20 protein-coding genes are annotated in these 23,678 nt (G+C 70.5%); 11 read left to right on the top strand and 9 right to left on the bottom strand.

The genetic code is table 11. From position 1 onward, the window contains the following. Window positions 1–39: 39 nt before the first annotated feature. The 3 genes from ACZ7M7_RS01595 (at window position 40) to ACZ7M7_RS01585 (ending at window position 7,197) form a co-directional block, all read left to right on the top strand. Window positions 40–771: a VIT1/CCC1 transporter family protein gene (locus ACZ7M7_RS01595; RefSeq protein ID WP_472111740.1), complete on the top strand. Its 732-nt coding sequence runs from the start codon at window positions 40–42 to the stop codon at window positions 769–771. A 374-nt stretch (window positions 772–1,145) separates the two neighbouring features. Further along, window positions 1,146–5,744: a glutamate synthase large subunit gene (gene gltB, locus ACZ7M7_RS01590; protein ID WP_472113853.1), complete on the top strand. Its 4,599-nt coding sequence runs from the start codon at window positions 1,146–1,148 to the stop codon at window positions 5,742–5,744. After that, window positions 5,737–7,197, top strand: a complete 1,461-nt coding sequence (locus ACZ7M7_RS01585) for a glutamate synthase subunit beta (RefSeq protein WP_383596767.1) — start codon at window positions 5,737–5,739, stop codon at window positions 7,195–7,197. The genes gltB and ACZ7M7_RS01585 overlap by 8 nt, the downstream gene beginning before the upstream one ends. Before the next feature lie 132 nt (window positions 7,198–7,329). On the opposite strand, the gene ACZ7M7_RS01580 is transcribed toward ACZ7M7_RS01585, so the two are convergent. Then, window positions 7,330–8,250, bottom strand: a complete 921-nt coding sequence (locus tag ACZ7M7_RS01580; RefSeq protein ID WP_383597665.1) for a rhomboid family intramembrane serine protease — start codon at window positions 8,248–8,250, stop codon at window positions 7,330–7,332. Between the two features lie 208 nt (window positions 8,251–8,458). On the opposite strand from ACZ7M7_RS01580, the gene ACZ7M7_RS01575 reads away from it, so the two are divergent. Together ACZ7M7_RS01575 and qcrB are read left to right on the top strand one after the other, a co-directional pair. Beyond that, entirely contained in the window at window positions 8,459–9,184 is a 726-nt protein-coding gene (locus tag ACZ7M7_RS01575; protein WP_363034674.1) for a vWA domain-containing protein, read from the top strand. A gap of 84 nt (window positions 9,185–9,268) precedes the next feature. Beyond that, on the top strand, window positions 9,269–10,915 hold the full coding sequence (qcrB, locus tag ACZ7M7_RS01570) for a cytochrome bc1 complex cytochrome b subunit (RefSeq protein WP_472111737.1): 1,647 nt from the start codon (window positions 9,269–9,271) through the stop codon (window positions 10,913–10,915). Here the strand turns inward: qcrB and ACZ7M7_RS01565 are convergent. Then, entirely contained in the window at window positions 10,893–11,858 is a 966-nt protein-coding gene (locus ACZ7M7_RS01565) for an acyl-CoA dehydrogenase family protein (protein WP_472111734.1), read from the bottom strand. The two genes, qcrB and ACZ7M7_RS01565, sit on opposite strands and share 23 nt — an antisense overlap. Before the next feature lie 338 nt (window positions 11,859–12,196). Continuing rightward, window positions 12,197–13,336 (bottom strand): acyl-CoA dehydrogenase family protein, encoded by a 1,140-nt coding sequence (locus ACZ7M7_RS01560; protein WP_472111731.1) that lies wholly within the window; start codon window positions 13,334–13,336, stop codon window positions 12,197–12,199. 68 nt (window positions 13,337–13,404) lie between these two features. On the opposite strand from ACZ7M7_RS01560, the gene ACZ7M7_RS01555 reads away from it, so the two are divergent. From ACZ7M7_RS01555 to ACZ7M7_RS01545, 3 genes are read left to right on the top strand one after another with little or no spacing between them, the layout of a single operon-like run. Then, window positions 13,405–14,187: an SDR family oxidoreductase gene (locus ACZ7M7_RS01555; RefSeq protein ID WP_383623789.1), complete on the top strand. Its 783-nt coding sequence runs from the start codon at window positions 13,405–13,407 to the stop codon at window positions 14,185–14,187. Between the two features lie 15 nt (window positions 14,188–14,202). Beyond that, window positions 14,203–14,838: a TetR/AcrR family transcriptional regulator gene (locus ACZ7M7_RS01550; RefSeq protein ID WP_383596781.1), complete on the top strand. Its 636-nt coding sequence runs from the start codon at window positions 14,203–14,205 to the stop codon at window positions 14,836–14,838. A 26-nt stretch (window positions 14,839–14,864) separates the two neighbouring features. Further along, window positions 14,865–16,022: an acetyl-CoA C-acetyltransferase gene (locus ACZ7M7_RS01545; RefSeq protein ID WP_427841529.1), complete on the top strand. Its 1,158-nt coding sequence runs from the start codon at window positions 14,865–14,867 to the stop codon at window positions 16,020–16,022. A 2-nt stretch (window positions 16,023–16,024) separates the two neighbouring features. On the opposite strand, the gene ACZ7M7_RS01540 is transcribed toward ACZ7M7_RS01545, so the two are convergent. Genes ACZ7M7_RS01540 through ACZ7M7_RS01520 form a run of 5 tightly spaced genes read right to left on the bottom strand, consistent with a single transcriptional unit; the run spans window position 16,025 to window position 20,068 of the window. Next, complete coding sequence (locus ACZ7M7_RS01540) at window positions 16,025–16,666, bottom strand: SIMPL domain-containing protein (protein ID WP_383596786.1); 642 nt, start codon at window positions 16,664–16,666, stop codon at window positions 16,025–16,027. Continuing rightward, complete coding sequence (locus tag ACZ7M7_RS01535) at window positions 16,663–17,727, bottom strand: NAD(P)H-dependent flavin oxidoreductase (protein WP_383623784.1); 1,065 nt, start codon at window positions 17,725–17,727, stop codon at window positions 16,663–16,665. The genes ACZ7M7_RS01540 and ACZ7M7_RS01535 overlap by 4 nt, the downstream gene beginning before the upstream one ends. Further along, entirely contained in the window at window positions 17,727–18,476 is a 750-nt protein-coding gene (locus tag ACZ7M7_RS01530; RefSeq protein ID WP_472111726.1) for a CoA-transferase subunit beta, read from the bottom strand. The genes ACZ7M7_RS01535 and ACZ7M7_RS01530 overlap by 1 nt, the downstream gene beginning before the upstream one ends. Continuing rightward, the gene (locus tag ACZ7M7_RS01525; protein WP_472111723.1) at window positions 18,473–19,309 is read right to left on the bottom strand and encodes a CoA transferase subunit A; all 837 of its coding nucleotides are present in this window, start codon (window positions 19,307–19,309) and stop codon (window positions 18,473–18,475) included. Before ACZ7M7_RS01525 ends, ACZ7M7_RS01530 begins: the two co-directional genes overlap by 4 nt. Further along, entirely contained in the window at window positions 19,310–20,068 is a 759-nt protein-coding gene (locus tag ACZ7M7_RS01520) for an enoyl-CoA hydratase family protein (protein ID WP_472111720.1), read from the bottom strand. A gap of 54 nt (window positions 20,069–20,122) precedes the next feature. On the opposite strand from ACZ7M7_RS01520, the gene ACZ7M7_RS01515 reads away from it, so the two are divergent. Then, window positions 20,123–20,863: an SDR family oxidoreductase gene (locus ACZ7M7_RS01515; protein ID WP_472111717.1), complete on the top strand. Its 741-nt coding sequence runs from the start codon at window positions 20,123–20,125 to the stop codon at window positions 20,861–20,863. Window position 20,864: 1 nt separating this feature from the next. Beyond that, window positions 20,865–21,770 (top strand): SDR family oxidoreductase, encoded by a 906-nt coding sequence (locus ACZ7M7_RS01510; RefSeq protein ID WP_472111715.1) that lies wholly within the window; start codon window positions 20,865–20,867, stop codon window positions 21,768–21,770. A gap of 31 nt (window positions 21,771–21,801) precedes the next feature. Here the strand turns inward: ACZ7M7_RS01510 and ACZ7M7_RS01505 are convergent, their stop codons facing one another. Then, window positions 21,802–22,698, bottom strand: coding sequence for a hypothetical protein (locus ACZ7M7_RS01505; RefSeq protein WP_472111712.1), 897 nt, complete (start codon window positions 22,696–22,698; stop codon window positions 21,802–21,804). A gap of 160 nt (window positions 22,699–22,858) precedes the next feature. On the opposite strand from ACZ7M7_RS01505, the gene ACZ7M7_RS01500 reads away from it, so the two are divergent. Beyond that, the gene (locus ACZ7M7_RS01500) at window positions 22,859–23,656 is read left to right on the top strand and encodes a S1 family peptidase (RefSeq protein WP_383596805.1); all 798 of its coding nucleotides are present in this window, start codon (window positions 22,859–22,861) and stop codon (window positions 23,654–23,656) included. Window positions 23,657–23,678: the final 22 nt, after the last annotated feature.

Raw genomic sequence — 23,678 nt, 5'->3', positions numbered from 1 at the left:
CTAAAGGCAGCCTTACCTGAGCTTTCTGGGGGACCCTTCATGGCCATCATCGAGACCGAAGCCGCGCTGCATGAGGCGCACCGTGACAACCACACGCACCGGGATGTGAACGGCGGCTGGCTGCGCCCCGCCGTATTCGGCGCGATGGACGGTCTGGTCTCCAACCTCGCCCTGATGACCGGTGTCGCGGGTGGGGCGGTCAGCCATCAGACCATCGTGCTCAGCGGGCTCGCCGGTCTTTCCGCCGGTGCCTTCTCCATGGCCGCCGGTGAGTACACCTCCGTCGCCTCCCAGCGTGAGCTGGTCGAGGCCGAGCTGGACGTCGAGCGGCGGGAGCTGAGGAAGCACCCCAAGGACGAGGAGGCCGAGCTCGCCGCCCTCTACGAATCGCGGGGTGTCGAGCCGGCGCTGGCGCGGGCCGTCGCCGAGCAGCTCTCCCGCGATCCCGAAGTGGCTCTGGAGATACATGCTCGTGAAGAGCTCGGCATCGACCCCGGAGATCTGCCGTCGCCGCTGGTCGCGGCCGTGTCGTCGTTCGGGTCGTTCGCGCTGGGCGCCCTGCTGCCCGTACTGCCGTATCTGCTCGGTGCGACCGCGCTGTGGCCGGCCGTGCTGCTGGCGCTGGCGGGGCTGTTCCTGTGCGGTGCGGTCGTGGCCAAGGTGACCGCGCGCAGCTGGTGGTTCAGCGGCGTGCGGCAGCTCGCGCTCGGTGGCGCCGCGGCCGGTGTGACGTACGCCCTGGGCAGCCTGTTCGGAACGGCCGTAGGATAGCTCGGCTCGGACTTATGCGTTGGGCCGCATAAGTAGCCGTTACTCGCTGGTTTCGAATGCTTAACCACCGGGCATGAGCCGTAAGCACTGCGGGCAATGAGGCCTGTGACGCACTCGCGGGGTGGGCGACGACGCCCGCCTCCGCCCCCCTGGACCGACGGACATGGACCTGTCCCGCTCGGTCCCCACATACTTCAAGCCATGTGCGCGGAACCCCCGCCATAAGCCCGTGGTGTCCGCATGTTGGAACGGATTATCCCGCTTCCCGAGAACCGCTCCATCATGTAACCTGCACGAAATTTTGCACTCACGCAGAGGGCCAACGTCGTCCCTCGGCAATTTGCATATGCCAGATGACGACGACGGGAGAGCCGATGCGTACGCCGCGCCAGCCGTCCCAGCACTCAGCGAATGGCCAGAACTGGTCGTTCATGGATGCTCGCCCTGCTGCGCAGGGTATGTACGACCCCCGCAACGAGCACGACGCCTGTGGCGTCGGCTTCGTGGCCACCCTCACCGGCGAGGCGAGCCACACGCTGGTCGAGCAGGCGCTCACCGTTCTGCGCAATCTCGAACACCGCGGCGCCACGGGCTCCGAGCCCGACTCGGGCGACGGCGCGGGCATCCTCTCCCAGGTGCCGGACGCCTTCCTGCGTGCGGTGACCGAATTCGAACTGCCCCAGGCCGGTGCGTATGCCGTCGGTATCGCCTTCCTGCCGGAGGACGGGACCCAGGACGCCGTCTCGCAGATCGAGACGATCGCGTCCGAGGAGGGTCTGAACGTCCTCGGCTGGCGTGAGGTCCCCGTCGCGCCCGAACTGCTGGGCGCCACCGCCCGTTCGACGATGCCCGCCTTCCGGCAGGTGTTCGTCGGGGACGGCTCCTCGGAGGGCATCGACCTCGACCGCAAGGCCTTCGTGCTGCGCAAGCGCGCCGAGCGCGAGGCCGGCGTCTACTTCCCGTCGCTGTCGGCCCGCACGATCGTCTACAAGGGCATGCTGACCACCGGCCAGCTGGAGCCCTTCTTCCCGGACCTGTCCGACCGCCGCTTCGCCTCGGCCGTCGCCCTCGTCCACTCGCGCTTCTCGACGAACACCTTCCCGTCGTGGCCGCTCGCGCACCCCTATCGCTTCGTCGCGCACAACGGTGAGATCAACACCGTCAAGGGCAACCGCAACTGGATGCGTGCCCGTGAGTCGCAGCTCGTCTCCGACCTGTTCGGATCCGACGACAAGGCCCTGGAGCGCATCTTCCCGGTGTGTACGCCGGACGCCTCCGACTCGGCGTCCTTCGACGAGGTGCTGGAGCTGCTCCACCTCGGTGGCCGCTCGCTGCCGCACTCCGTGCTGATGATGATCCCGGAGGCGTGGGAGAACCACGACTCCATGGACCCGGCCCGGCGCGCCTTCTACCAGTTCCACTCCACGATGATGGAGCCCTGGGACGGCCCGGCCTGTGTCACCTTCACCGACGGCACCCAGGTCGGCGCCGTGCTCGACCGCAACGGCCTGCGCCCCGGGCGCTACTGGGTCACCGACGACGGCCTCGTCGTCCTCGGCTCCGAGGTCGGCGTCCTCGACATCGACCCCGCCAAGGTCGTCCGCAAGGGCCGCCTGCAGCCCGGCCGGATGTTCCTCGTCGACACCGCCGAGCACCGCATCATCGAGGACGACGAGATCAAGGCCGAGCTCGCGGCGGAGAAGCCGTACGCCGAGTGGCTGGAAGCCGGCGAGATCGAGCTGTCCGACCTGCCCGAGCGCGAGCACATCGTGCACACGCACGCGTCGGTCACCCGCCGCCAGCAGACCTTCGGTTACACCGAGGAGGAGCTGCGCGTCATCCTCGCGCCGATGGCCAAGGCCGGCGCCGAGCCGATCGGCTCGATGGGCACCGACTCGCCGATCGCCGCGCTGAGCGACCGGCCGCGACTGCTCTTCGACTACTTCACCCAGCTGTTCGCGCAGGTCACCAACCCGCCGCTGGACGCCATCCGCGAGGAGCTCGTGACCTCGCTGTTCTCGTCCCTCGGCCCGCAGGGCAACCTGCTGGAGCCGACGGCCGCGTCCTGCCGCAGCGTCACCCTGCCGTTCCCGGTGATCGACAACGACGAGCTGGCCAAGCTCATCCACATCAACGCCGACGGCGACATGCCCGGCTTCAAGGCCGCGACCCTGTCCGGCCTGTACCGGGTGCACGGCGGCGGTGACGCGCTGGCCGCGCGCATAGAGGAGATCTGCGCCGAGGCCGACGCCGCCATCGAGAACGGCGCCCGCCTGATCGTCCTGTCGGACCGTCACTCCGACGCCGAGCACGCGCCGATCCCGTCGCTGCTGCTCACCGCGGCCGTCCACCACCACCTCATCCGCACCAAGCAGCGCACCCACGTGGGCCTGCTGGTCGAGGCCGGTGACGTCCGCGAGGTCCACCACGTCGCCCTGCTCATCGGCTTCGGCGCCGCGGCCGTGAACCCGTACCTGGCGATGGAGTCGGTCGAGGACCTCGTTCGCGCCGGTACCTTCCTGCCGGGCATGGAGGCCGAGACGGCCATCCGCAACCTGATCTACGCCCTCGGCAAGGGCGTCCTGAAGGTCATGTCCAAGATGGGCATCTCCACCGTCGCCTCCTACCGCGGCGCGCAGGTCTTCGAGGCCGTCGGCCTCGACACCGCCTTCGTCGAGAAGTACTTCAACGGCACGGCCACCAAGATCGGCGGCGTCGGCCTCGACGTCATCGCCAAGGAGGTCGCCGCCCGCCACTCCAAGGCCTACCCCGCCTCGGGTATCGCCCCGGCGCACCGCGCGCTGGAGATAGGCGGCGAGTACCAGTGGCGTCGCGAGGGCGAGCCGCACCTGTTCGACCCGGAGACGATCTTCCGCCTCCAGCACTCCACGCGCACCGGTCGCTACGACATCTTCAAGAAGTACACCGAGCGCGTGAACGAGCAGTCCGAGCGCCTGATGACGCTCCGCGGGCTCTTCGGCTTCACGTCCGACCGGCAGTCGATCTCCATCGACGAGGTCGAGCCGGCTTCCGAGATCGTCAAGCGCTTCTCCACCGGCGCCATGTCGTACGGCTCCATCTCCAAGGAGGCGCACGAGACCCTCGCCATCGCCATGAACCAGCTGGGCGGCAAGTCCAACACCGGTGAGGGCGGCGAGGACCCGGATCGTCTGTACGACCCGGCGCGCCGGTCGAGCATCAAGCAGGTCGCGTCCGGCCGCTTCGGTGTGACCTCCGAGTACCTGGTCAACGCCGACGACATCCAGATCAAGATGGCCCAGGGCGCCAAGCCCGGCGAGGGCGGCCAGCTGCCCGGCCACAAGGTCTACCCGTGGGTCGCGAAGACGCGTCACTCGACGCCGGGCGTTGGCCTGATCTCCCCGCCGCCGCACCACGACATCTACTCCATCGAGGACCTGGCTCAGCTGATCCACGACCTCAAGAACGCCAACCCGCAGGCCCGCATCCACGTGAAGCTGGTCTCCGAGGTCGGCGTCGGCACGGTCGCCGCGGGTGTCTCCAAGGCGCACGCGGACGTGGTCCTGATCTCCGGTCACGACGGTGGTACGGGTGCCTCCCCGCTCACCTCGCTGAAGCACGCCGGTGGCCCCTGGGAGCTCGGTCTCGCCGAGACCCAGCAGACCCTGCTGCTCAACGGCCTGCGCGACCGCATCGTCGTGCAGACCGACGGCCAGCTGAAGACCGGCCGTGACGTCGTCATCGCCGCTCTGCTCGGCGCCGAGGAGTTCGGTTTCGCGACCGCGCCGCTCGTCGTCTCCGGCTGCATCATGATGCGCGTCTGCCACCTGGACACCTGCCCGGTCGGCATCGCCACCCAGAACCCGACCCTGAGGGACCGGTTCTCCGGCAAGGCCGAGTACGTCGTGAACTTCTTCCAGTACATCGCCGAAGAGGTCCGCGAGATCCTCGCCGAGCTGGGCTTCCGCTCCATCGAGGAGGCCGTCGGCCACGCCGAGAACCTCGACGTGACCCGCGCGGTCGACCACTGGAAGGCGCAGGGCCTGGACCTGGCCCCGCTGTTCCACGTGCCCGAGCTGCCCGAGGGCGCGGTGCGCCACGCGCTGGTCGAGCAGGACCACGGTCTGGAGAAGGCGCTCGACAACGAGCTCATCAAGCTCGCCGCCGACGCGCTGGCCGCGGACTCCGCGACCGACGCCCAGCCGGTGCGCGCCCAGATCAAGGTCCGCAACATCAACCGCACGGTCGGCACCATGCTCGGCCACGAGGTGACGAAGAAGTTCGGTGGCGCGGGCCTGCCCGACGACACCATCGACATCACCTTCACGGGCTCGGCGGGCCAGTCCTTCGGTGCCTTCCTGCCGCGCGGTGTCACGCTGCGCCTGGAGGGCGACGCCAACGACTACGTCGGCAAGGGCCTCTCCGGCGGCCGGGTGATCGTCCGTCCCGACCGGGGCGCCGACCACCTCGCCGAGTACTCGACGATCGCGGGCAACACCATCGCGTACGGCGCGACCGGCGGTGAGCTGTTCCTGCGCGGTCGTACGGGCGAGCGGTTCTGTGTCCGCAACTCCGGCGCGACGGTCGTCTCTGAGGGCGTGGGCGACCACGGCTGCGAGTACATGACCGGCGGTCACGCGGTGGTCCTCGGCGAGACGGGCCGCAACTTCGCGGCCGGCATGTCCGGCGGCATCGCGTACGTCATCGACCTCGACCGCGACAACGTCAACGTCGGCAACGTCAGCGCCGTCGAGGCTCTCGACGACACCGACAAGCAGTGGCTGCACGACGTGGTCCGCCGCCACCAGGAGGAGACCGGCTCCACGGTCGCCGAGAAGCTCCTGGCCGAGTGGGAGACCGCGGTCGAGCGCTTCAGCAAGATCATCCCCAGCACGTACAAGGCAGTGCTCGCCGCCAAGGACGCCGCCGAGCGAGCCGGTCTCTCCGAGACCGAGATCACCGAGAAGATGATGGAGGCGGCGATCAATGGCTGACCCGAAGGGCTTCCTCAACCACGGGCGCGAGGTCGCCAAGTCCCGCCCCGTCGACGTACGCCTCAAGGACTGGAACGAGGTCTACGTCCCCGGCTCCCTGCTGCCGATCATCAGCAAGCAGGCCAGTCGCTGCATGGACTGCGGCATCCCGTTCTGCCACAACGGCTGTCCGCTCGGGAACCTGATCCCCGAGTGGAACGACTACGCCTACCGCGAGGACTGGGCGGCCGCGAGCGAGCGGCTGCACGCGACCAACAACTTCCCGGAGTTCACCGGTCGCCTCTGCCCCGCTCCCTGCGAGTCGGCGTGTGTGCTCGGCATCAACCAGCCGGCCGTCACCATCAAGAACGTCGAGGTCTCCATCATCGACAAGGCGTGGGACGGCGGTGACGTCGCGCCGCAGATCCCGGAGCGCCTGTCCGGCAAGACCGTCGCCGTCATCGGCTCGGGCCCGGCGGGCCTCGCCGCCGCCCAGCAGCTGACCCGGGCCGGCCACACCGTGGCCGTGTACGAGCGCGCGGACCGCATCGGTGGCCTCCTGCGCTACGGCATCCCCGAGTTCAAGATGGAGAAGCGGCACATCAACCGCCGTATCGAGCAGATGCGCGCGGAGGGCACCCGCTTCCGTACCGGCATCGAGATCGGCCGCGACCTCAAGGCGACCGACCTCAAGAAGCGCTACGACGCCGTCGTCATCGCCGCCGGCGCCACGACCGCCCGTGACCTGCCGGTCCCCGGCCGCGAGCTCAAGGGCGTCCACCAGGCCATGGAGTACCTGCCGCTGGCGAACAAGGTCCAGGAGGGCGACTACGTCACCTCCCCGATCTCCGCCGAGGGCAAGCACGTCGTGGTCATCGGCGGTGGCGACACCGGTGCCGACTGCGTGGGCACCGCCCACCGTCAGGGCGCGGCCTCCGTCACGCAGCTGGAGATCATGCCCCGCCCGGGCGAGGACCGCGCGCCGCACCAGCCGTGGCCGACCTTCCCGATGCTGTACAAGGTCACGTCCGCGCACGAGGAGGGCGGCGAGCGGGTCTACTCCGTCTCCACCACCCACTTCGAGGGCGACGAGGACGGCAACGTCCAGTGGCTGCACCTCACCGAGGTCGAGTTCGTCGACGGCAAGCTGACCCAGAAGCCGGGCACGGAGCGCAAGATCCCCGCCCAGCTGGTCACGCTGGCCATGGGCTTCACCGGACCCGACCGTGACAACGGCCTGACGGACCAGTTCGGCCTGGACCTCGACGAGCGCGGCAACATCGCCCGCGACGCCGACTTCCAGACCAACGTGCCGGGCGTGTTCGTCGCCGGTGACGCCGGCCGCGGCCAGTCGCTCATCGTGTGGGCCATCGCGGAGGGCCGCTCGGCCGCCCGCGGCTGCGACCGCTTCCTGACCGGCGCCAGCGAGCTGCCCGCGCCGATCCGTCCGACGGACCGCTCGCTGATGGTCTGACGGCACCACAAGTGACCTGACGGTCACTCATAGACGTCCCGTACAAAGGCGTACGGAACACAGACGGCGCCTGCCCACAGTCCCCGACCGGACTGGGCAGGCGCCGCCGCTTTGTGCCTGCGGGGCCGCTTCTCAGCCCGTCAGCTCCGACACCTTCGCGACCGCGAGCACCGCCAGCAGCACCAGCACCCCCACGCAGGCGGCCGTCTGGATGAGGGCCTGGCGCGGGCCGCGCGGGGCGTACGCGTAGGCGAGAGTCACCGCGGCTCCGGTCAGCAGTCCGCCGAGGTGGCCCTGCCAGGATGTGAGGCCGGCGGAGAGCAGCAGCCACAGGAGCAGGAACGCCATGAAGCGGTTGACGGCTCTCATGTCGGCGCCGATCCGGCGGGCCAGGACGTAGTACGCGGCGCCGAGCCCGAAGATCGCGCCCGACGCGCCGACCGACTCCACGTTCACGTCCCCGAGCAGCAGCTGGAGCACCGACCCGCCCAGCGTCGCCAGCAGGTACAGCGCGAGGTAGCGGACCCGCCCCAGCATCGGCTCCACGACCCGGCCGAGCTGCCACAGCGAGAGCATGTTCATCACGATGTGCAGCAGCCCGAAGGTGCCCTCGGTCGGCGGCAGGTGGAGGAAACCGCTGGTCAGCAGCCGCTCCCACTGTCCGGCGACCAGACCTTCGGCGTGAAAGTCCGAGGGGTGGTCGGAGACGTAGATGTAATAGCCGCCGTCCGGCCCGACCAGCCGGGCGCTGAGCATCGAGAACCGGTCCAGGATCTCCGGGCGCACCACCTCGGCCACATAGGCGAGGACGTTGAGCCCGATGAGTACGGAGGTCACGAGCGGGGTCGCGGAGATCCGCCCGCCGACCAGCGTCCGGGCCTGCCGCACCGACCGCGAGCCCTCCTTCACGCACTCCACGCACTGATGGCCGACGGCCGCCTCGCGCATGCAGTCCGGGCAGATGTACCGGTCGCAGCGGGTGCAGCGGACGTGCGACTCCACCTTCGGGTGGCGATAGCAGGTGGTTACGGCGGGCTTGTCGGCGTCGGGCACGACGGCCTCGGACTTGGTGGCGTCGGGCCTGACGGCCTCGGACTCTGCGGACTCGGGCTCCACAGCCGGCTCCTCGGAGGATTGGACGGACGATGAGCCGGTGGGGACGGCGGCGATCAAAATAGCGAACACCTGTGGACGGAGGGACAGGTGGGGCCGGTGGTGCCGTAATCTCGGCAGCCGTACGGACGCACTTGGGGGAGAACGTATGGCGGCGATCAGTCTCAGCAAGGTCGAGGAGACCGCGCCCGCGCTGGTCAGCCTGTACAAGAGCGCCGGTGTGTCGCTGCGCAAGCACGGGCTGGACGGGGTGCGGGCCGCGGTCTATCTGGTGGTCGACTACTCCGGTTCGATGAAGCCGTACTACAAGGACGGCAGCGTGCAGGCGCTCGCCGACCGGGTGCTCGGGCTGTCGGCGCACTTCGACGACGACGGAACCGTGCCGGTGGTCTTCTTCTCGACCGACGTCGACGCCGAGACCGAGATCGCGCTCGCCGACCACCAGGGGCGGATCGAGCGGATCGTGGCCGGGCTCGGGCACATGGGCAAGACCAGCTACCACCTGGCGATGGACGCCGTCATCGATCACTACCTGGACAGCGGGTCGCGGGAACCGGCCCTGGTCGTGTTCCAGACCGACGGCGGGCCCATCAACAAGCTCGCCGCGGAACGGTACCTGTGCAAGGCGGCCCCGCTTCCCCTGTTCTGGCAGTTCATCGGCTTCGGGGACCCGGCGAGCCGGCAGTTCGACTTCCTGCGCAAGCTCGACGAGCTGGCGGTGCCGGGCAAAAGAGTGATCGACAACGCCGGGTTCTTCCACGCCGGTTCGGATCCGCGGCAGGTGTCCGACGCCGAGCTGTACGACCGCCTGGTCGCGGAGTTCCCGAAGTGGCTCGTGGCGGCCCGGGCGCAGGGGATCGTACGGCCCGCCTGACCCGTCGGCGGCCTGTTCGCACCGTTGGCGCGGCCCGTGAGGCCATGTCACCCTGTGGGTGATCCGACGGGGAGGCGACGACCTATGCACGGCGCACGATCGGGGAACGAGTCAACGGCGGCGCGGCGTCCCGCACCGCCCGGCAAGGGCGAGAAGGTCGCCGACTGGGCGGACGGGCGGCTCGGGCTGTACGCGCTGGCCAAGGCCAACATGCGCAAGGTCTTCCCGGACCACTGGTCCTTCATGCTGGGCGAGGTCTGCCTCTACAGCTTCCTCATCCTGATCCTCACGGGCGTCTACCTCACCCTGTTCTTCGACCCGAGCACCACCGAGGTCGTCTACAACGGCTCCTACGAGCCCCTCAACGGGGTCCTGATGACCCGGGCGTACGAGTCCACGCTCGACATCAGCTTCGACGTGCGCGGCGGGCTGCTGATCCGGCAGATCCACCACTGGGCGGCGCTGGTCTTCGTCACCGGCATGCTGGTGCACATGATGCGGGTGTTCTTCACGGGCGCCTTCCGCAAGCCGCGCGAGCTGAACTGGGTGTTCGGCTGGACCCTGCTGATGCTCGGCATCATCACCGGCCTGACCGGCTACTCCCTCCCCGACGACCTGCTGTCCGGCACCGGCCTGCGGTTCGCGCACGGCGCGATCCTGTCGATCCCGATCGTGGGCACCTACGTGGCGTTCTTCCTCTTCGGCGGGGAGTTCCCCGGCGAGGACTTCATCGCGCGCCTCTATCCGGTCCACATCCTGCTGCTGCCCGGCATCATGCTCGGCCTGGTGGTCGCCCATCTGATCCTGGTCTTCTACCACAAGCACACGCAGTACCCCGGCCCCGGCCGCGGCCAGAAGTCGGTCGTCGGCATGCCCTTCCTGCCCGTGTACATGGCCAAGGCGGGAGGCTTCTTCTTCCTCGTCTTCGGCGTACTGACGATCATGGGCGGCATCGCCAGCATCAACCCGGTGTGGGCCTTCGGGCCCTACCGCCCCGACCTGGTGACCACGGGCGCCCAACCCGACTGGTATCTCGGCTTCTCCGAGGGCCTGATCCGGGTGATGCCGGGATGGGAGCTCAACGCCTGGGGCCACACCCTGGAACTGGGCGTCTTCATCCCCTTCTCGCTCTTCCCGCTGATCCTGATCGCGCTCGGCCTGTATCCCTTCATCGAGGCGTGGATCACCGGCGACAAACGCGAGCACCACATCCTCGACCGGCCGCGCAACATGCCCGTGCGCACCGGCCTCGGCGCGGCCTGGCTGAGCCTGTACGCGGTGCTGCTGATCGGCGGTGGGAACGACATCGTGGCCACCCATCTGCATCTGTCGATCAACGCCATCACGTGGTTCGTGCGGATCTCCTTCTTCGTCGTGCCGGTCCTCACCTTCTACGTGACCAAGCGGATCTGTCTCGGGCTGCAGCGCCGGGACCGGGCCAACGTGCTGCACGGCAGGGAGACGGGCACCATCAAGCGGCTCCCGCACGGTGCGTACGTCGAGGTCCACGAGCCCCTGTCGCAGGGGCAGCTGTTCACCCTCACCCAGCACGAGCAGGAGCCGCCGTACGAGATCGGCCCGCTCGTCGACGCGAACGGCGTCCGGCGCCGGGTCAGCCCGGTCCAGCGGGTACGGGCCCGGCTGGCGCGGGCGATGTTCGGGCCGACGACGCGGATCACCAAGCCGACGGCGGAGGAGTACCGCGAGGTCACCAGCGGCGATCACCACTGAGCACCTCGGCCCTGCACAGGTCCGGGCTGCCCCAGGCGGTGCGCAGCGCGCGGGCCTTGGTCAGCCACAGCGACAGGTCGTACTCCGCCGTGTAGCCGATCGCGCCGTGCAACTGCAGCGCGGTACGGGCGGCGGCGTACGCGGCCTCGCAGGCGGTGACCTTCGCGGCGGCGATGTCGGCGGGCGCCATGGTGAGCGCGGCCCCGAAAAGCAGCGGCCGGGCGAACTCCAGGCCGATCTTCGCGTCGGCCAACCGGTGCTTCACCGCCTGGAACGAGCCTATGGGGGCACCGAACTGGGTGCGCTGCTTGACGTAGCCGACGGTTCTGTCGAGTAACGCGAGACCGACGCCGAGGGCTTGGGCGGCGGTGGCGAGACGGGCGTGGGCGAGCGCCTGTGCGGTGGGCGGATCCGGACTGAGGAGTTCGCCGCCGGGTTCGAGGGGGGTGAGGCGGCGGGCCGGGTCCAGGGAGGGGCGTACGGGGCCATGGCCGGGGGAGAGGTACAGGCCGTCGGGGGTGAGAGCGAGGCGTGTCGTGGCCATGTCGCCGTCGAGGGCATACGGCGCCGGCCACGCCAGCGTCGCCATGGCCTCGCCCGCGGCCAGCGCCGGCAGGAGCCGCTTGGCGGGGCCGGGGTCGGGCAGCCCGGCGAGCAGCGCCGCCGCCGTGACCGTCTCCACCAGCGGCCCGGGGACGGCATGCCGACCCAACTCCACGAAGGCGAGGGCGAGTTCGACGGGCCGCGGCCCCAGCCCGTCGTATGCCTCGGGAACCGCCAGCGCGAACACTCCCGCCTCCGCGATCCGGGCCCACAGCGCCCGGCCGCCGGCCTGCTCGCCACGACTCCAGTCCCGCACGACCGACGGCGTGTCGGCGGCCGCGAGCATCGAGTCCAGCGAGCGGGCGAAGGCTCGCTGCTCGGGGTCGAGGAGAAACCTCATCAGCGGGGTCCCTTCGGGGATGGCGGTGGCGGTGACGATGCCGGTGCCCCTGCCGGCGTCACACGGCCCTCCCGATGCCGGTGGCGTTCGCATCGGCGTCGGCGGAGCTCTGTCGCATCAGCGCCGTCCCTTCGTCGGGATGGCGTTCCTGCTGGGGAAATGCGGCGCCCCCGGGCGTCTGCGGCGTGCGGTACCACCGTGCCGGCAGCGGTGTCCTTGGTGTCGGCAGGTCTCCCGCATCAGCGTCGTCCTGTTGTCGCGGTGGTGTCCCGCTCGGCGGGATTGCTGCGCACCCCGGCTGCCCGCGGCGCCCCCGTGGCATCGGCGGAGCCCCCGCATCAGCGCCGCCCCTTGGGCAAGCCCAGCAACCGCTCGGCGATGATGTCGCGCTGGATCTCGTTCGTGCCGGCGTAGATGGGGCCGGCCAGGGAGAAGACGTAGCGCTCGGACCAGTCGGTGTCGGTGAGTTCGCCGTCGGGGCCCAGGAGGTCGAGGGCCGTTTCGTGCAGGGCGATGTCGTACTCCGACCAGAAGACCTTGTTCAGGCTGGACTCCGGGCCGATGGACTCGCCGTCGAGGAAGCGGGAGGCCGCGGCGAGGGTGAAGAGCTGGTAGGCGCGGGCGCCGATCAGGGCGTCGGCCACGTCCTTCCTCGCGCTCTCGGGGCTGCCCCGGGTCTGCCAGAGGGCGTGGAGGCGGTCGGCGCTCGCCAGGAAACGGCCGGGGGAGCGCAGCATCAGCCCGCGTTCGTTGCCCGCCGTCGACATCGCGATGCGCCAGCCCTGGCCCGGCTCGCCGATCACGTCCTCGTCCGGCACGAACACCTCGTCCAGGAACAGTTCCGCGAAGGCGGGCTTGCTGTCGAGGCGGGCGATGGGGCGGACCGTGACCCCGGGGGCGCGCAGGTCGAACATCAGGTAGGTCAGGCCCTGGTGGGGCTTCGGCGCGTCCGGATCGGTGCGGAACAGGCCGAACGCACGGTCGGCGAAGGCCGCGCGCGAGGACCACGTCTTCTGGCCGGTCAGCAGCCAGCCGCCCGCCGCGCGCGTGGCCCTCGACTTCAGGGACGCCAGGTCCGAACCCGCCTCCGGCTCCGACCAGGCCTGCGCCCAGATCACCTCACCGGTGGCCATGGGAGGCAGGACGCGGGCGCGTTGCTCCTCGGTGCCGTGGTCGAAGAGGGTCGGGGCGAGGAGGCTGACGCCGTTCTGGTTGACGCGGCCCGGCGCGCCCGCCGCGTAGTACTCCTCCTCGAACAGCAGCCACCGCCCGAGTGAGGCGTCCCGGCCGCCGTACGCCGCCGGCCAGTTCACCACCGACCAGCGGTCCGCGGCGAGTTCGGCCTCCCACGCCCGGTGTGCCGCGAAGCCCTCCTCGGTCTCCAAAGAGGGGAGCGGATCGGGCGGCACCTGCGCGCGCAGCCAGGCGCGGGCCTCGGCACGGAACGCCTCGTCCGCGCTCGAGTGGGTCAGATCCACCGTCGCCCTCCCTCCCCGGAGCCTTGCAGCTCTTCCCTAACAAGTGTTTGGTAGGTTAGCGTGCTGCCATGACAAACGTCGAGGCGCCGACGTACGTTCCCGGGCACAAACTGCTCCGCGGGCGCACGGCCGTCGTCACCGCGGCTGCCGGCGCCGGCATCGGCGGGGCGACCGCGCGCCGCTTCCTCGAAGAGGGCGCCCGCGTGCTGATCAGCGACGCGCACGCACGGCGCCTGAAGGAATACGAGGCGGAGCTGGCACGCGAGTTCGAGGGTGCGGTGACGTCGGCGATGTGCGATGTCACCGACGAGACGCAGGTGCAGGCGCTGTTCGACACCGCCGTGGCCGAGCACGGCCGCCTCGACGTGGTCGTCAACAACGCGGGCCTCGGCGGGACTTCGCCGCTCGTCGACATGACCGACGAGCAGTGGTCGAAAGTCCTCGACGTGACCCTGAACGGCACCTTCAGATGCACCCGGGCCGCCCTCCGCCGGATGCGGGACACCGGCGGCGTGATCGTCAACAACGCCTCCGTCGTCGGCTGGCGCGCCCAGGCCGGACAGGCGCACTACGCGGCCGCGAAGGCGGGCGTGATGGCCCTGACCCGGTGCGCCGCGATCGAGGCGGCCGAATGCGGGGTGCGGGTCAACGCGGTGGCGCCGAGCCTCGCCATGCACCCGCACCTGGCGAAGGTGACCACGCCCGAGCTGCTGGAGGAACTGACCGCGCGCGAGGCCTTCGGCCGGTACGCCGAGCCCTGGGAGGTGGCCAACGTGATCGTCTTCCTGGCCTCGGAGTACTCCTCGTACATGACGGGCGAGATCGTCTCCGTCAGCAGCCAGCACGCGTAGGACGACAATGGACCCGTGCCGACCAAGAAGAAGCCCCAGGTGACCGCCACCGGAAAGCCCGCGGCCGCCGCCGCTCAGGCGCGCCGCCGCGAACTCCTCGACACCGCCGCCGAGGTCTTCGCCGAGCAGGGCTACAACGCCACCACCGTACGCAAGATCGCCGACCACGCGGGCATGCTCGCGGGCAGCCTCTACTACCACTTCGACTCCAAGGAGTCGATGCTCGAAGAGATCCTGCGCTCCTTCCTCGACGAGCTGTGGAGCGGCTACGACGCCGTCCTGGAGGCCGAGCCGGCCCCGCGCGAGACGCTGGAGGCGCTGGTCACCGAGTCCTTCCGGGAGATCGACCGGCACCGCGCCGCCGTCGCGATCTACCAGAAGGAGAACAGACAACTGGTGGCGCAGGAGCGGTTCGCGTTCCTCGCCGATTCGCAGCGCAAGTTCGAGAAGGCGTGGCTGTCCACGCTGGAGCGCGGGGTCGCGGACGGGGTGTTCCGGTCCGACCTCGACGTCCGGCTCACCTACCGGTTCGTGCGGGACACGGTGTGGGTCGCCGCGTCCTGGTACCGGCCCGGCGGACAGCACACCCCGGAGGAGATCGCCCGGCAGTACCTGTCGATGGTGCTGGACGGGATCGCCGTACGCACATAACCCACTGTTCCCATTGGGGAGTTGCCATGGCCGAGGCCTACATAGTCGAAGCGGTCCGTACGCCCGTGGGGCGGCGCAAAGGAGGGCTCAGCGCGGTCCACCCGGCCGACCTGGGCGCGCATGTGCTGAAGGAACTGGTGGCGCGCGCGGGCATGGACCCGGTGGCCGTCGAGGACGTCGTCTTCGGCTGCCTGGACGCCGTCGGGCCACAGGCCGGGGACATCGCGCGGACCTGCTGGCTGGCCGCGGGGCTGCCCGAGGAGGTGCCGGGGGTGACCGTGGACCGGCAGTGCGGGTCCTCGCAGCAGGCCGTGCACTTCGCGGCGCAGGGCGTGCTGTCCGGTACCCAGGACCTGGTGGTCGCGGGCGGCGTGCAGAACATGTCGATGATCCCCATCGCCTTCGCCACCCGGCAGGCCGCCGAGCCGCTCGGTCTCACGGCGGGTCCCTTCGCGGGCAGCGAGGGCTGGCGGGCGCGGTACGGGGAGAAGCCGGTCAACCAGTTCGCCGGCGCCGAGATGATCGCCGCCAAGTGGGGGATCAGCAGGCAGGACCAAGAGGAGTTCGCGCTGCGCTCGCACCGGCGGGCGCTGCGGGCGATCGACGAGGGGCGCTTCGAGCGGGAGGTCGTGCCCTACCGGGACGTCGCCGTCGACGAGGGGCCGCGCCGGGACACCTCCCTGGAGAAGATGGCCGGGCTGAAGCCGGTGATCGACGGCGGCACGGTCACGGCAGCCTGTTCCTCGCAGGTCTCCGACGGCGCGGCGGCGATGCTGCTTGCCTCGGAGCGGGCGGTGCGCGAGCACGGGCTCACGCCCCGGGCCCGGGTGCACCATCTCTCGGTGCGCGGCGAGGACCCGATCCGCATGCTCACCGCACCCATCCCCGCCACCGCCCACGCCCTGAAGAAGACCGGCCTGTCGATCGACGACATCGACCTCGTGGAGATCAACGAGGCCTTCGCGCCGGTCGTCCTGGCCTGGCTGAAGGAGACCGGCGCCGACCCCGACAAGGTCAACGTCAACGGCGGCGCGATCGCCCTCGGCCACCCCCTGGGCGCGACCGGCGTGAAGCTGATGACGACCCTGCTGCACGAACTGGAGCGCACGGGCGGCCGGTTCGGGCTTCAGACGATGTGCGAGGGCGGCGGCCAGGCCAACGTGACGATCATCGAACGGCTGTGACGTCAGCGGCCGAGTGAGAAGCCCAGCACCACGCCCGCGGACACCTCCACCATCCCCGGAGCGAGGTCGCCGGCGGAGCTGCCGCCACCGCCGCCGTGCCCGCGGTACTGGCGGAACTCGTACGACTCGGAGTCCACGTCCTGGATGTGCACCACCGTGCCGAGGGGCACGCCGGCGGCCTCCGTGTAGACCTCGGCCTTGCGCCGGGCGGCCGCCACCGCCCGGCGGCGCGCCTCGTCCCGCAGCGCGGGCTTGTCGTGCACGTCGAACTCGACGCCGTCGATGCTGCGGGCGCCGGCATCCACCGCGTCCACGATGAGCTGCTGCAGGTCGTCCAGCGCCTCGGTCCCGACGACGTACTGAGCCTGGCAGAGGTAGCCGAGGAACTTCCGCGTGCCGTTGGCATGGCCGTACTCCGAACTGAGCCTGAGCCGGGAGCCGGAGACCGAGGAATCCGGTATCCCGTGCCGGCGCACCACCTCGCGCAGCCTTGTCACAGCCGTGCCGGCCTCGTGGAACGCCCGGTCGGGGGCGGGCTCCAGCACCTCCACCCCCAGCTTCACCCGCACCAGCTGCGGCTCCGCCCGCACACTGCCCGCACCAAAAACACTGAGCCCCCAGGGCTCCTTGATCGTCTCCGTCATGCGGGCATTGAAGCACCGCCCACGGACAGTCCGCTCATGGTTTGCGCGGCCTGGGCCATGATCCGCTCCACCAGTTCCGCACACGACGGCAGGTCGTCGATGACTCCGGCGACCTGCCCGGACGCCATCACTCCCAGATCCGTACGGCCGTCCACCATGGCCGACTTGAGCAGCATGGGGGTGTTGGCGGCGAGCAGGACCTGGCTCCATGTGAGGTCCTTGCCGTGCCGCAGGGAGAGGCCGTCGCGGACCAGTTGCCGCCAGGTCAGTCCGGACAGCCGCCGGAAGCCCGCCGCCCGCCGCAGGGCATGGACCAGCGCCCTCGTCCGTCCGGCGTTCTCCAACTCGGCCACCAGCTCCGTACGCAGCATCCGGTGGGGCAGGCCGTCGACCGCCCGTGTGACCGTGACGTCCCGGACCGTCGCCGCCAGATACCGCGCCTTCACCGCGTCCGGCACCGTCGAGTCCGAGGTCAGCAGGAACCGGGTGCCCATGGCGATGCCCGCCGCTCCATAGGCCAGCGCGGCGACCAGGCCCCGGCCGTCGTGGAAACCGCCCGCCGCCACCACCGGTATGTCCACGGCGTCGACCACCTGCGGCAGCAGCACCGTCGTCGCCACCTCGCCGGTGTGTCCGCCGCCCTCCCCGCCCTGCACGATCACCGCGTCCGCGCCCCACGCCGCGACCTTCTCGGCATGCCGCCGGGCACCGATCGAGGGCACGACGACCACGCCCGCGTCCTTGAGCCCGGCGATCAGCTCACGCGACGGCGCGAGGGCGAACGAGGCGACGCGCACTCCCTCCTCGATCATGACGCCGACCCGGTCGCCGGCGTCCGCGGCGTCCGCCCGCAGGTTCACGCCGAACGGCGCGTCCGTACGGGACTTGACCTCGCGTATCGCCTCACGCAGCCGGTCGACGGTCATCGTCGCGGAGGCCAGGATGCCCAGCGCGCCCGCGTTCGCCGTCGCCGAGACCAGCCGGGGGCCCGCCACCCAGCCCATCCCCGTCTGCACGATGGGGTGGCGGACGCCGACGAGCCGGGTCAGCGGTGTCTCCATCACTCACCGACCTCCCTGGCGCGGGTGTTCTCCGGGTCGATCACCTCGCGGATGAGCCGCAGCTCCTCGGCGGTGGGCTCGCGGGTCGTCGGTCCGTCGTCGGGGACGGCCAGGTCGAAACCGGTGGCCTCCCTGACCTGCGCGGGCGTGACTCCCGGATGCAGCGAGGCCGGCCGCATCGAGTGGTCCGGCGTGGCGAAGTCGAAGACGCCGAGGTCGGAGACGACCCGGGGGATGCGGTGGTACCGGGCGTCGCCCGCGTGGTCGTAGCCGACTCCGCAGACCATGTCGACCTTCTCGACGAAGACCCGCCGTGAGTGCCTGGGGATCCAGTAACTGGTCGGATTGTTGAGGGTGTTGACGGGTGCGCCCCGCATCCCCAGCAACTGCCGTTTCGGGTGCTCCCAGTCGCCGATGCACGAGATGTTCTGGTTGCCGAAGCGGTCGATCTGGCTCGCACCCATCATCACGTGCCGCCGGCCACCGCTGACCAGCGCCAGGTGCTGCCGGTACGGCAGCCAGCCCTCGGTCGTGCCGTCCGGGCGGACGAGCATCGCCTCGCCGTCGGTCAGCAGCAGGTCCGGTGCGAACGTGAGCCGGGCCAGCCGGGCCCCCACGGACGGGATGAGACCCATCGGGCTCGCCAGGATCTCACCGGCGTCGCGCCAGGCCTCGGCGCAGGCGATCACGCAGTACTCGGCGCGGGTGGCCCGGCCCACGGCCTGACTGGTGACCCCGGGTTGACTCATGACCCCTCCTTGGCCGCAGCCTGGTACGCCTGCTCGTCCCCGCCCAGGAAGCGTGCCGCGAACTCCGGCCAGGGGGTGGTCGCGTACGTCTTCTGGAAGGCCTCGTCCCGGCCGTAGTCGGGGGCGCAGGACGTGAAGTGCGCGCCGTTCGGGGCCTCGACCACGCCCGTCACCGTGTGCCGCTTGATCAGCAGCGACTGCGGTGCCGCCTCCTTCGTCAGCTCGGCCGTGTCGACGACCCGTTCGCAGGAGACGTACGCCTCGTCCGCCGCCGCGCAGAACAGGTCGTCGAAGTACGGGTCGGGGCCCAGATACTGACCGTTGCCCTGCCGGTCGGCGCGGTTCACATGGACCAGGGCCGCGTCCAGGCGCAGCGCGGGCATGGCGACGAACGTCTCCCCGTCGTCGTACGGCGAGGTCACCGTCCGCAGGCCGGGGTTGACCCGCATCACGTCCGAACCGATCCCGGCCCGCACCGGCAGGAACGGCAGCCGGTTCGCCGCCGCGTGCAGTCCCCACATGAACATGGCCTCGTCGATCTCCGTCAGCTCGAGGGCGCCGCGCTCGCGGGCCGCCCGGTAGTGCGGTTCGAGGGGGATCGAGTCGAGGGTGACGAACGCCGCGACCAGCTTCCGCACCCGCCCGGCCGCGGCCAGCATGCCCGCGTCAGGACCGCCGTACGAGACGACGGTGAGGTCGGTGATGTCGGACCGGAGCAGGGCCCTGACCAGGGCCATCGGCTTGCGGCGCGAGCCCCAGCCGCCGATGCCGAGGGTCATGCCGCTGCACAGCCTCGAGGCGACCTCGTCGGCGGTCATCGTCTTGTCACTCACCTACGCACCCTTCTCTCCGAAGGTGTCACGGACCCGGTCGGCCACCCCGCTGAGGTTGGCCTCGAAGGTGAATCCCTGCTCGAAGCGGTAGCTGCGGTGCACGTCGACGGGGTCGATGCCGTTCATGGCGGCCTTGGCCAGGCGCAGCAGCTGCCCGTCCTTCGCGGCGATCTCGCCGGCCAACTCCAGGGCGGCGGTGTGCAGTTCCGCGCGCGGTACGACCCGCCACACCGAGCCGTGCGCGTGCAGCTCGGCTGCGGTCGCCGTGCGCGAGGTGTAGTACAGCGCCCGCATGAGGTGCTGGGGGACCAGCCGGGCCAGATGCGTGGCCGCGCCCAGTGCTCCCCGGTCCAGCTCGGGCAGCCCGAAGAAGGCGTCCTCGCTCGCCACGATCGCGTCCGCGTTGCCCACCAGGCCGATGCCGCCGCCGAGGCAGAAGCCGTGCACCGCCGCCACGACGGGCACCTCGCAGTCGTACACGGCGCCGAAGGCCTGCGCGCAGGCGTGGTTGGCGCCGATGAGGGCACGGTGCCCGTCTGCCTGTATCTCCTTGATGTCCACGCCCGCGTTGAACCCGCGCCCCTCGGCCGTGAGCACGACACACCGGATCTCCGGATCACGGCCGGCCGCCCGCACGGCGTCGGCCAGGGCGAACCAGCCGTCCACCGGCAGGGCGTTCACCGGTGGGAAGTCGACCGTGACGACGGCGATTCCATTCTTGTCCGCCCCCTTTTCCGGAGACGAGGTGGAGACACTCATGGCCGCATCAGCTACCTTTCCACCAAACGTTTGTTAGGTGAAGGGTAGCCGGGAATGGGGCTGGACGGGAAGGTCGTGGTCGTCACCGGCGGTACGCGCGGTGTCGGCGCCGGGATTGCGAAGGCGTTCGTGGCGGCCGGCGCGGACGTCGTCGTCTGCGCGCGGAGACCACCCGAAGTCCCGCTGGCGGGAGCCGGGTTCAGGCCGCTGGACCTGCGCGACCCGGAAGCCGTACGGACCTTCTTCGCGGCCCTGCCCCGCCTCGACGTCCTGGTCAACAACGCGGGTGGCACGCCGTACCGGCGGTTGACGGACGCGGATGCCGCCCGGCACGCGCGCGTGATCGAGCTGAATCTCGTCGCGCCGCTGACGGCGTCCCTGGCGGCGTACGAGCATCTGAAGCGCGCGCGGGGCTCGGTGGTGATGATCGGCAGCGTCAGCGGCGGACGTCCGTCGCCCGGGTCGGCGGCCTACGGGGCCGCCAAGGCCGGGCTGGAGAGCCTGGCCCGCTCGATGGCGGTGGAGTGGGCGCCGGAGGTGCGGGTCAACACGCTGGTCGTCGGCATGGTCCGCACGGAGCAGTCCCACCTCCATTACGGCGGCGAGGACGGCATCGACGGCGTCTCCCGCACCGTCCCGCTCGGCCGCCTCGCCGAACCGTCCGACGTCGGCGCGGCCGCGGCCTTCCTCGCCTCCGACGCCGCCGCCTACATCAGCGGGGCGAGCCTGCTGGTGCACGGCGGGGGCGAGCGGCCGGTGTTCCTGGATGCCGCGACGGTCAACAAGGAGGCATGACATGAGCCGGATGTGTGAAGGGCGGGTCGTCGTCGTGACGGGTGGGGGGCGTGGGCTCGGGCGCGCGCATGCGCTCGCGTTCGCAGCCGAGGGAGCGAGGGTCGTCGTCAACGACCTCGGTGTCGGCCTCAACGGCACCCCGGCCGCCGACAGCCCCGCCCGGCATGTGGTCGACGAGATCCGCGCGGCCGGAGGCGAGGCCGTTGCGCACGGGGGTGACGTGGCGACCGCTGCCGGAGCGTCCTCGCTGGTGGCGGCCGCGCTGGAGACGTACGGGCGGCTCGACACGCTCGTCAACAACGCCGGGTTCCTGCGTGACCGGATGCTGGTCAACCTTGACGAGGACGACTGGGACGCCGTCGTACGGGTCCACCTCAAGGGCCACTTCCTGCCTCTGAAGCACGCGGCCGCGCACTGGCGGGCGGAGGCGAAGGCGGGCCGTGCCCCTGTCGCCCGGGTCGTCAACACGAGCAGTGGGGCGGGGTTGCTGGGCTCGCTCGGGCAGGGCAACTACAGCGCCGCGAAGGCCGGAATCGTCGGGCTGACCCTGGTCGCGGCCGCCGAGTTCGCCCGCTACGGCGTCCAGGTCAACGCCATCGCCCCGGCGGCGCGGACGAGGATGACGGAGCGTGCCTTCGCCGAGACGATGACGGCCCCCGAGGACGGCTTCGACGCCATGGCGCCGGAGAACGTCTCCCCGCTGGTGGTCTGGCTGGGTTCGGCCGCGAGTGACGGCGTGACGGGGCGGGTCCTCGAGGTGGAGGGCGGGCGGATCACGGTGATGGAGGGGTGGCGGGCGGGGCCGACGGCGGACAAGGGGGCGCGGTGGACTCCGCAGGAGGCGGGGGAGGCGGCGGTGAAACTGTTGGGGGAGGCGGGGGTGCCGGGGGCGGTGTACGGGGCGTGAGGTTGCATCGCCCTCCGGACGGGGCGAAGCGCTACGTGTCGCACTCCAATACCCTCCGGCACAACCCGCACCGCGCCCGAACCCTCCCCCGCACCGGCACCCGAATCCGCTGCTGACACGTGGGACAGGGGAACGACACCCGCAGCGGCCCCCGCCCGTCCGGCGTGAACGCGTACGGCGCGCCCGCCCCCGGCCCGGCCCCGTGATGGTCCTGGGCGTGACGCCGATCGCGGGCGTAGCGGCGGCGCCCCGCCCACCCGGCCGCCGTCAGCGGAGGCTGCTGCTCGTCACGGCGGGCCTCGGCCATGCCCTTCACGTACGCCGTGTATGCCTGCGGACTCGTGAACCACACCGACGGATCCTCGGCGAAGACCAGCGCCCGCTTGGCGAGCACGTACCCGAACTCCTCCGGCGTCAGATACCCCAGCTTCTGCGAGGACGCCGAGTCCTCCCGGTACGCGTCGAGAAGCAGCCAGCCCGCGCCCAGATAGGTCGTCGCCGTGTCCGTGAGGATTTCGTTGTCGCGCGTGCCGGGGAAGGTCAGCCCGAGGCGATGCAGGTACACGTGCATCACCTCATGGGCCAGGGCCGCGCCGATGTCCCGGCGATGGGTGCGGAAGCGGTCGTTCAGCTCGATGAAGTACTCGGGCCCGGCGGTGAGTTCGACGCTTGCCGCGTGGGTCATCTCCCGGAAGCTGACGATCAGTCGGGCGTCCGGCAGGCGGTAGTGCCGCACCAGTTCGCGGGCCACCCGCTGCGCACCCAGATACAGATCGTCCGTGTCGCAGAATGCCACGTCGGCCGGCAGCACACTGGTCCCGAACGTCTGGACGGTGTCGTGGGAAAGCCGCCTGTAGAGCGCGGTGATCGAGGCCCGCACCGTCTCCAGGTGCGGGAAGCCGTGCTGGACCGGTCCGCCGTTCGCCACGCCCGTACCCCCAAGACGCCGTGAACCCGATTCCACTCTACGGGGATGTGAGGGGATTTTCCCTGGTGGGGTTCCACGTCCGGAGCGTGAGATCCGTCCTTGCCAGGTATGCCACCCGATCTTCATACTGCGGGCCGCTCAACACGCCATGAAAGGACGTATGTTGACCCACAGCTCGCCGAAGAGAACCGGCATAACCCTGGCGAAGCGGGCCGCGGCGGTGGCCGCCGTCGCGCTCGCGGTCGCCTCCCTCCAGCCCCTCAGCGCGCAGGCCGCGTCCACCCGCATCGTCGGTGGAACGCCCGCCGCCCAGAATGAGTTCCCGTTCATGGTCCATCTCTCAATGGGTTGCGGCGGGGCGCTCTACAAGAAGGACGTCGTCCTGACCGCGGCCCACTGCGTGCCCGGCTCCGGCAACAACACCAGCATCACCGTCACCGCGGGTGTCAACGACCTCAACTCCGCCTCCGCGATCAAGGTCAAGTCGACCAAGGTCAAGGTGGCCCCGGGCTACGACGGCAACGGCAAGGACTGGGCGCTGATCAAGCTCGCCCGGCCCATCGACAAGCCGACGCTGAAGATCGCCACCACGGACCGCTACAACCGCGGCATGTTCACGATCGCCGGCTGGGGCGACACCAAGGAGGGAGCCAACACGGGCACGACCAAGCTCCGTAAGGCGACCGTTCCCTTCGTCGCCGACCGCGTGTGCAAGCGCCACTACGGAAACCGGCTGGTGTCGAAGGAGGAACTGTGCGCCGGCTATCAGCGCGGCGCCGTCGACACCTGCCAGGGCGACTCCGGCGGTCCCATGTTCCGCAAGGACGACGCGGGCAAGTGGATCCAGGTCGGCATTGTGAGCTGGGGCGACGGTTGCGCCCGCCCCGGTGTGCCCGGCATCTACACCGAGGTCAGCCACTTCGCGAAGGACATCGCCCGCGCGGCGGGCGCGCTGTAGGCAGCCGAGGCACCTGCGTGTG

This window comes from Streptomyces sp. NPDC111606, from assembly GCF_055656945.1.
Note: the sequence above shows the minus strand (reverse complement) of the source record. Positions and strands in the feature narration are given on the sequence as shown.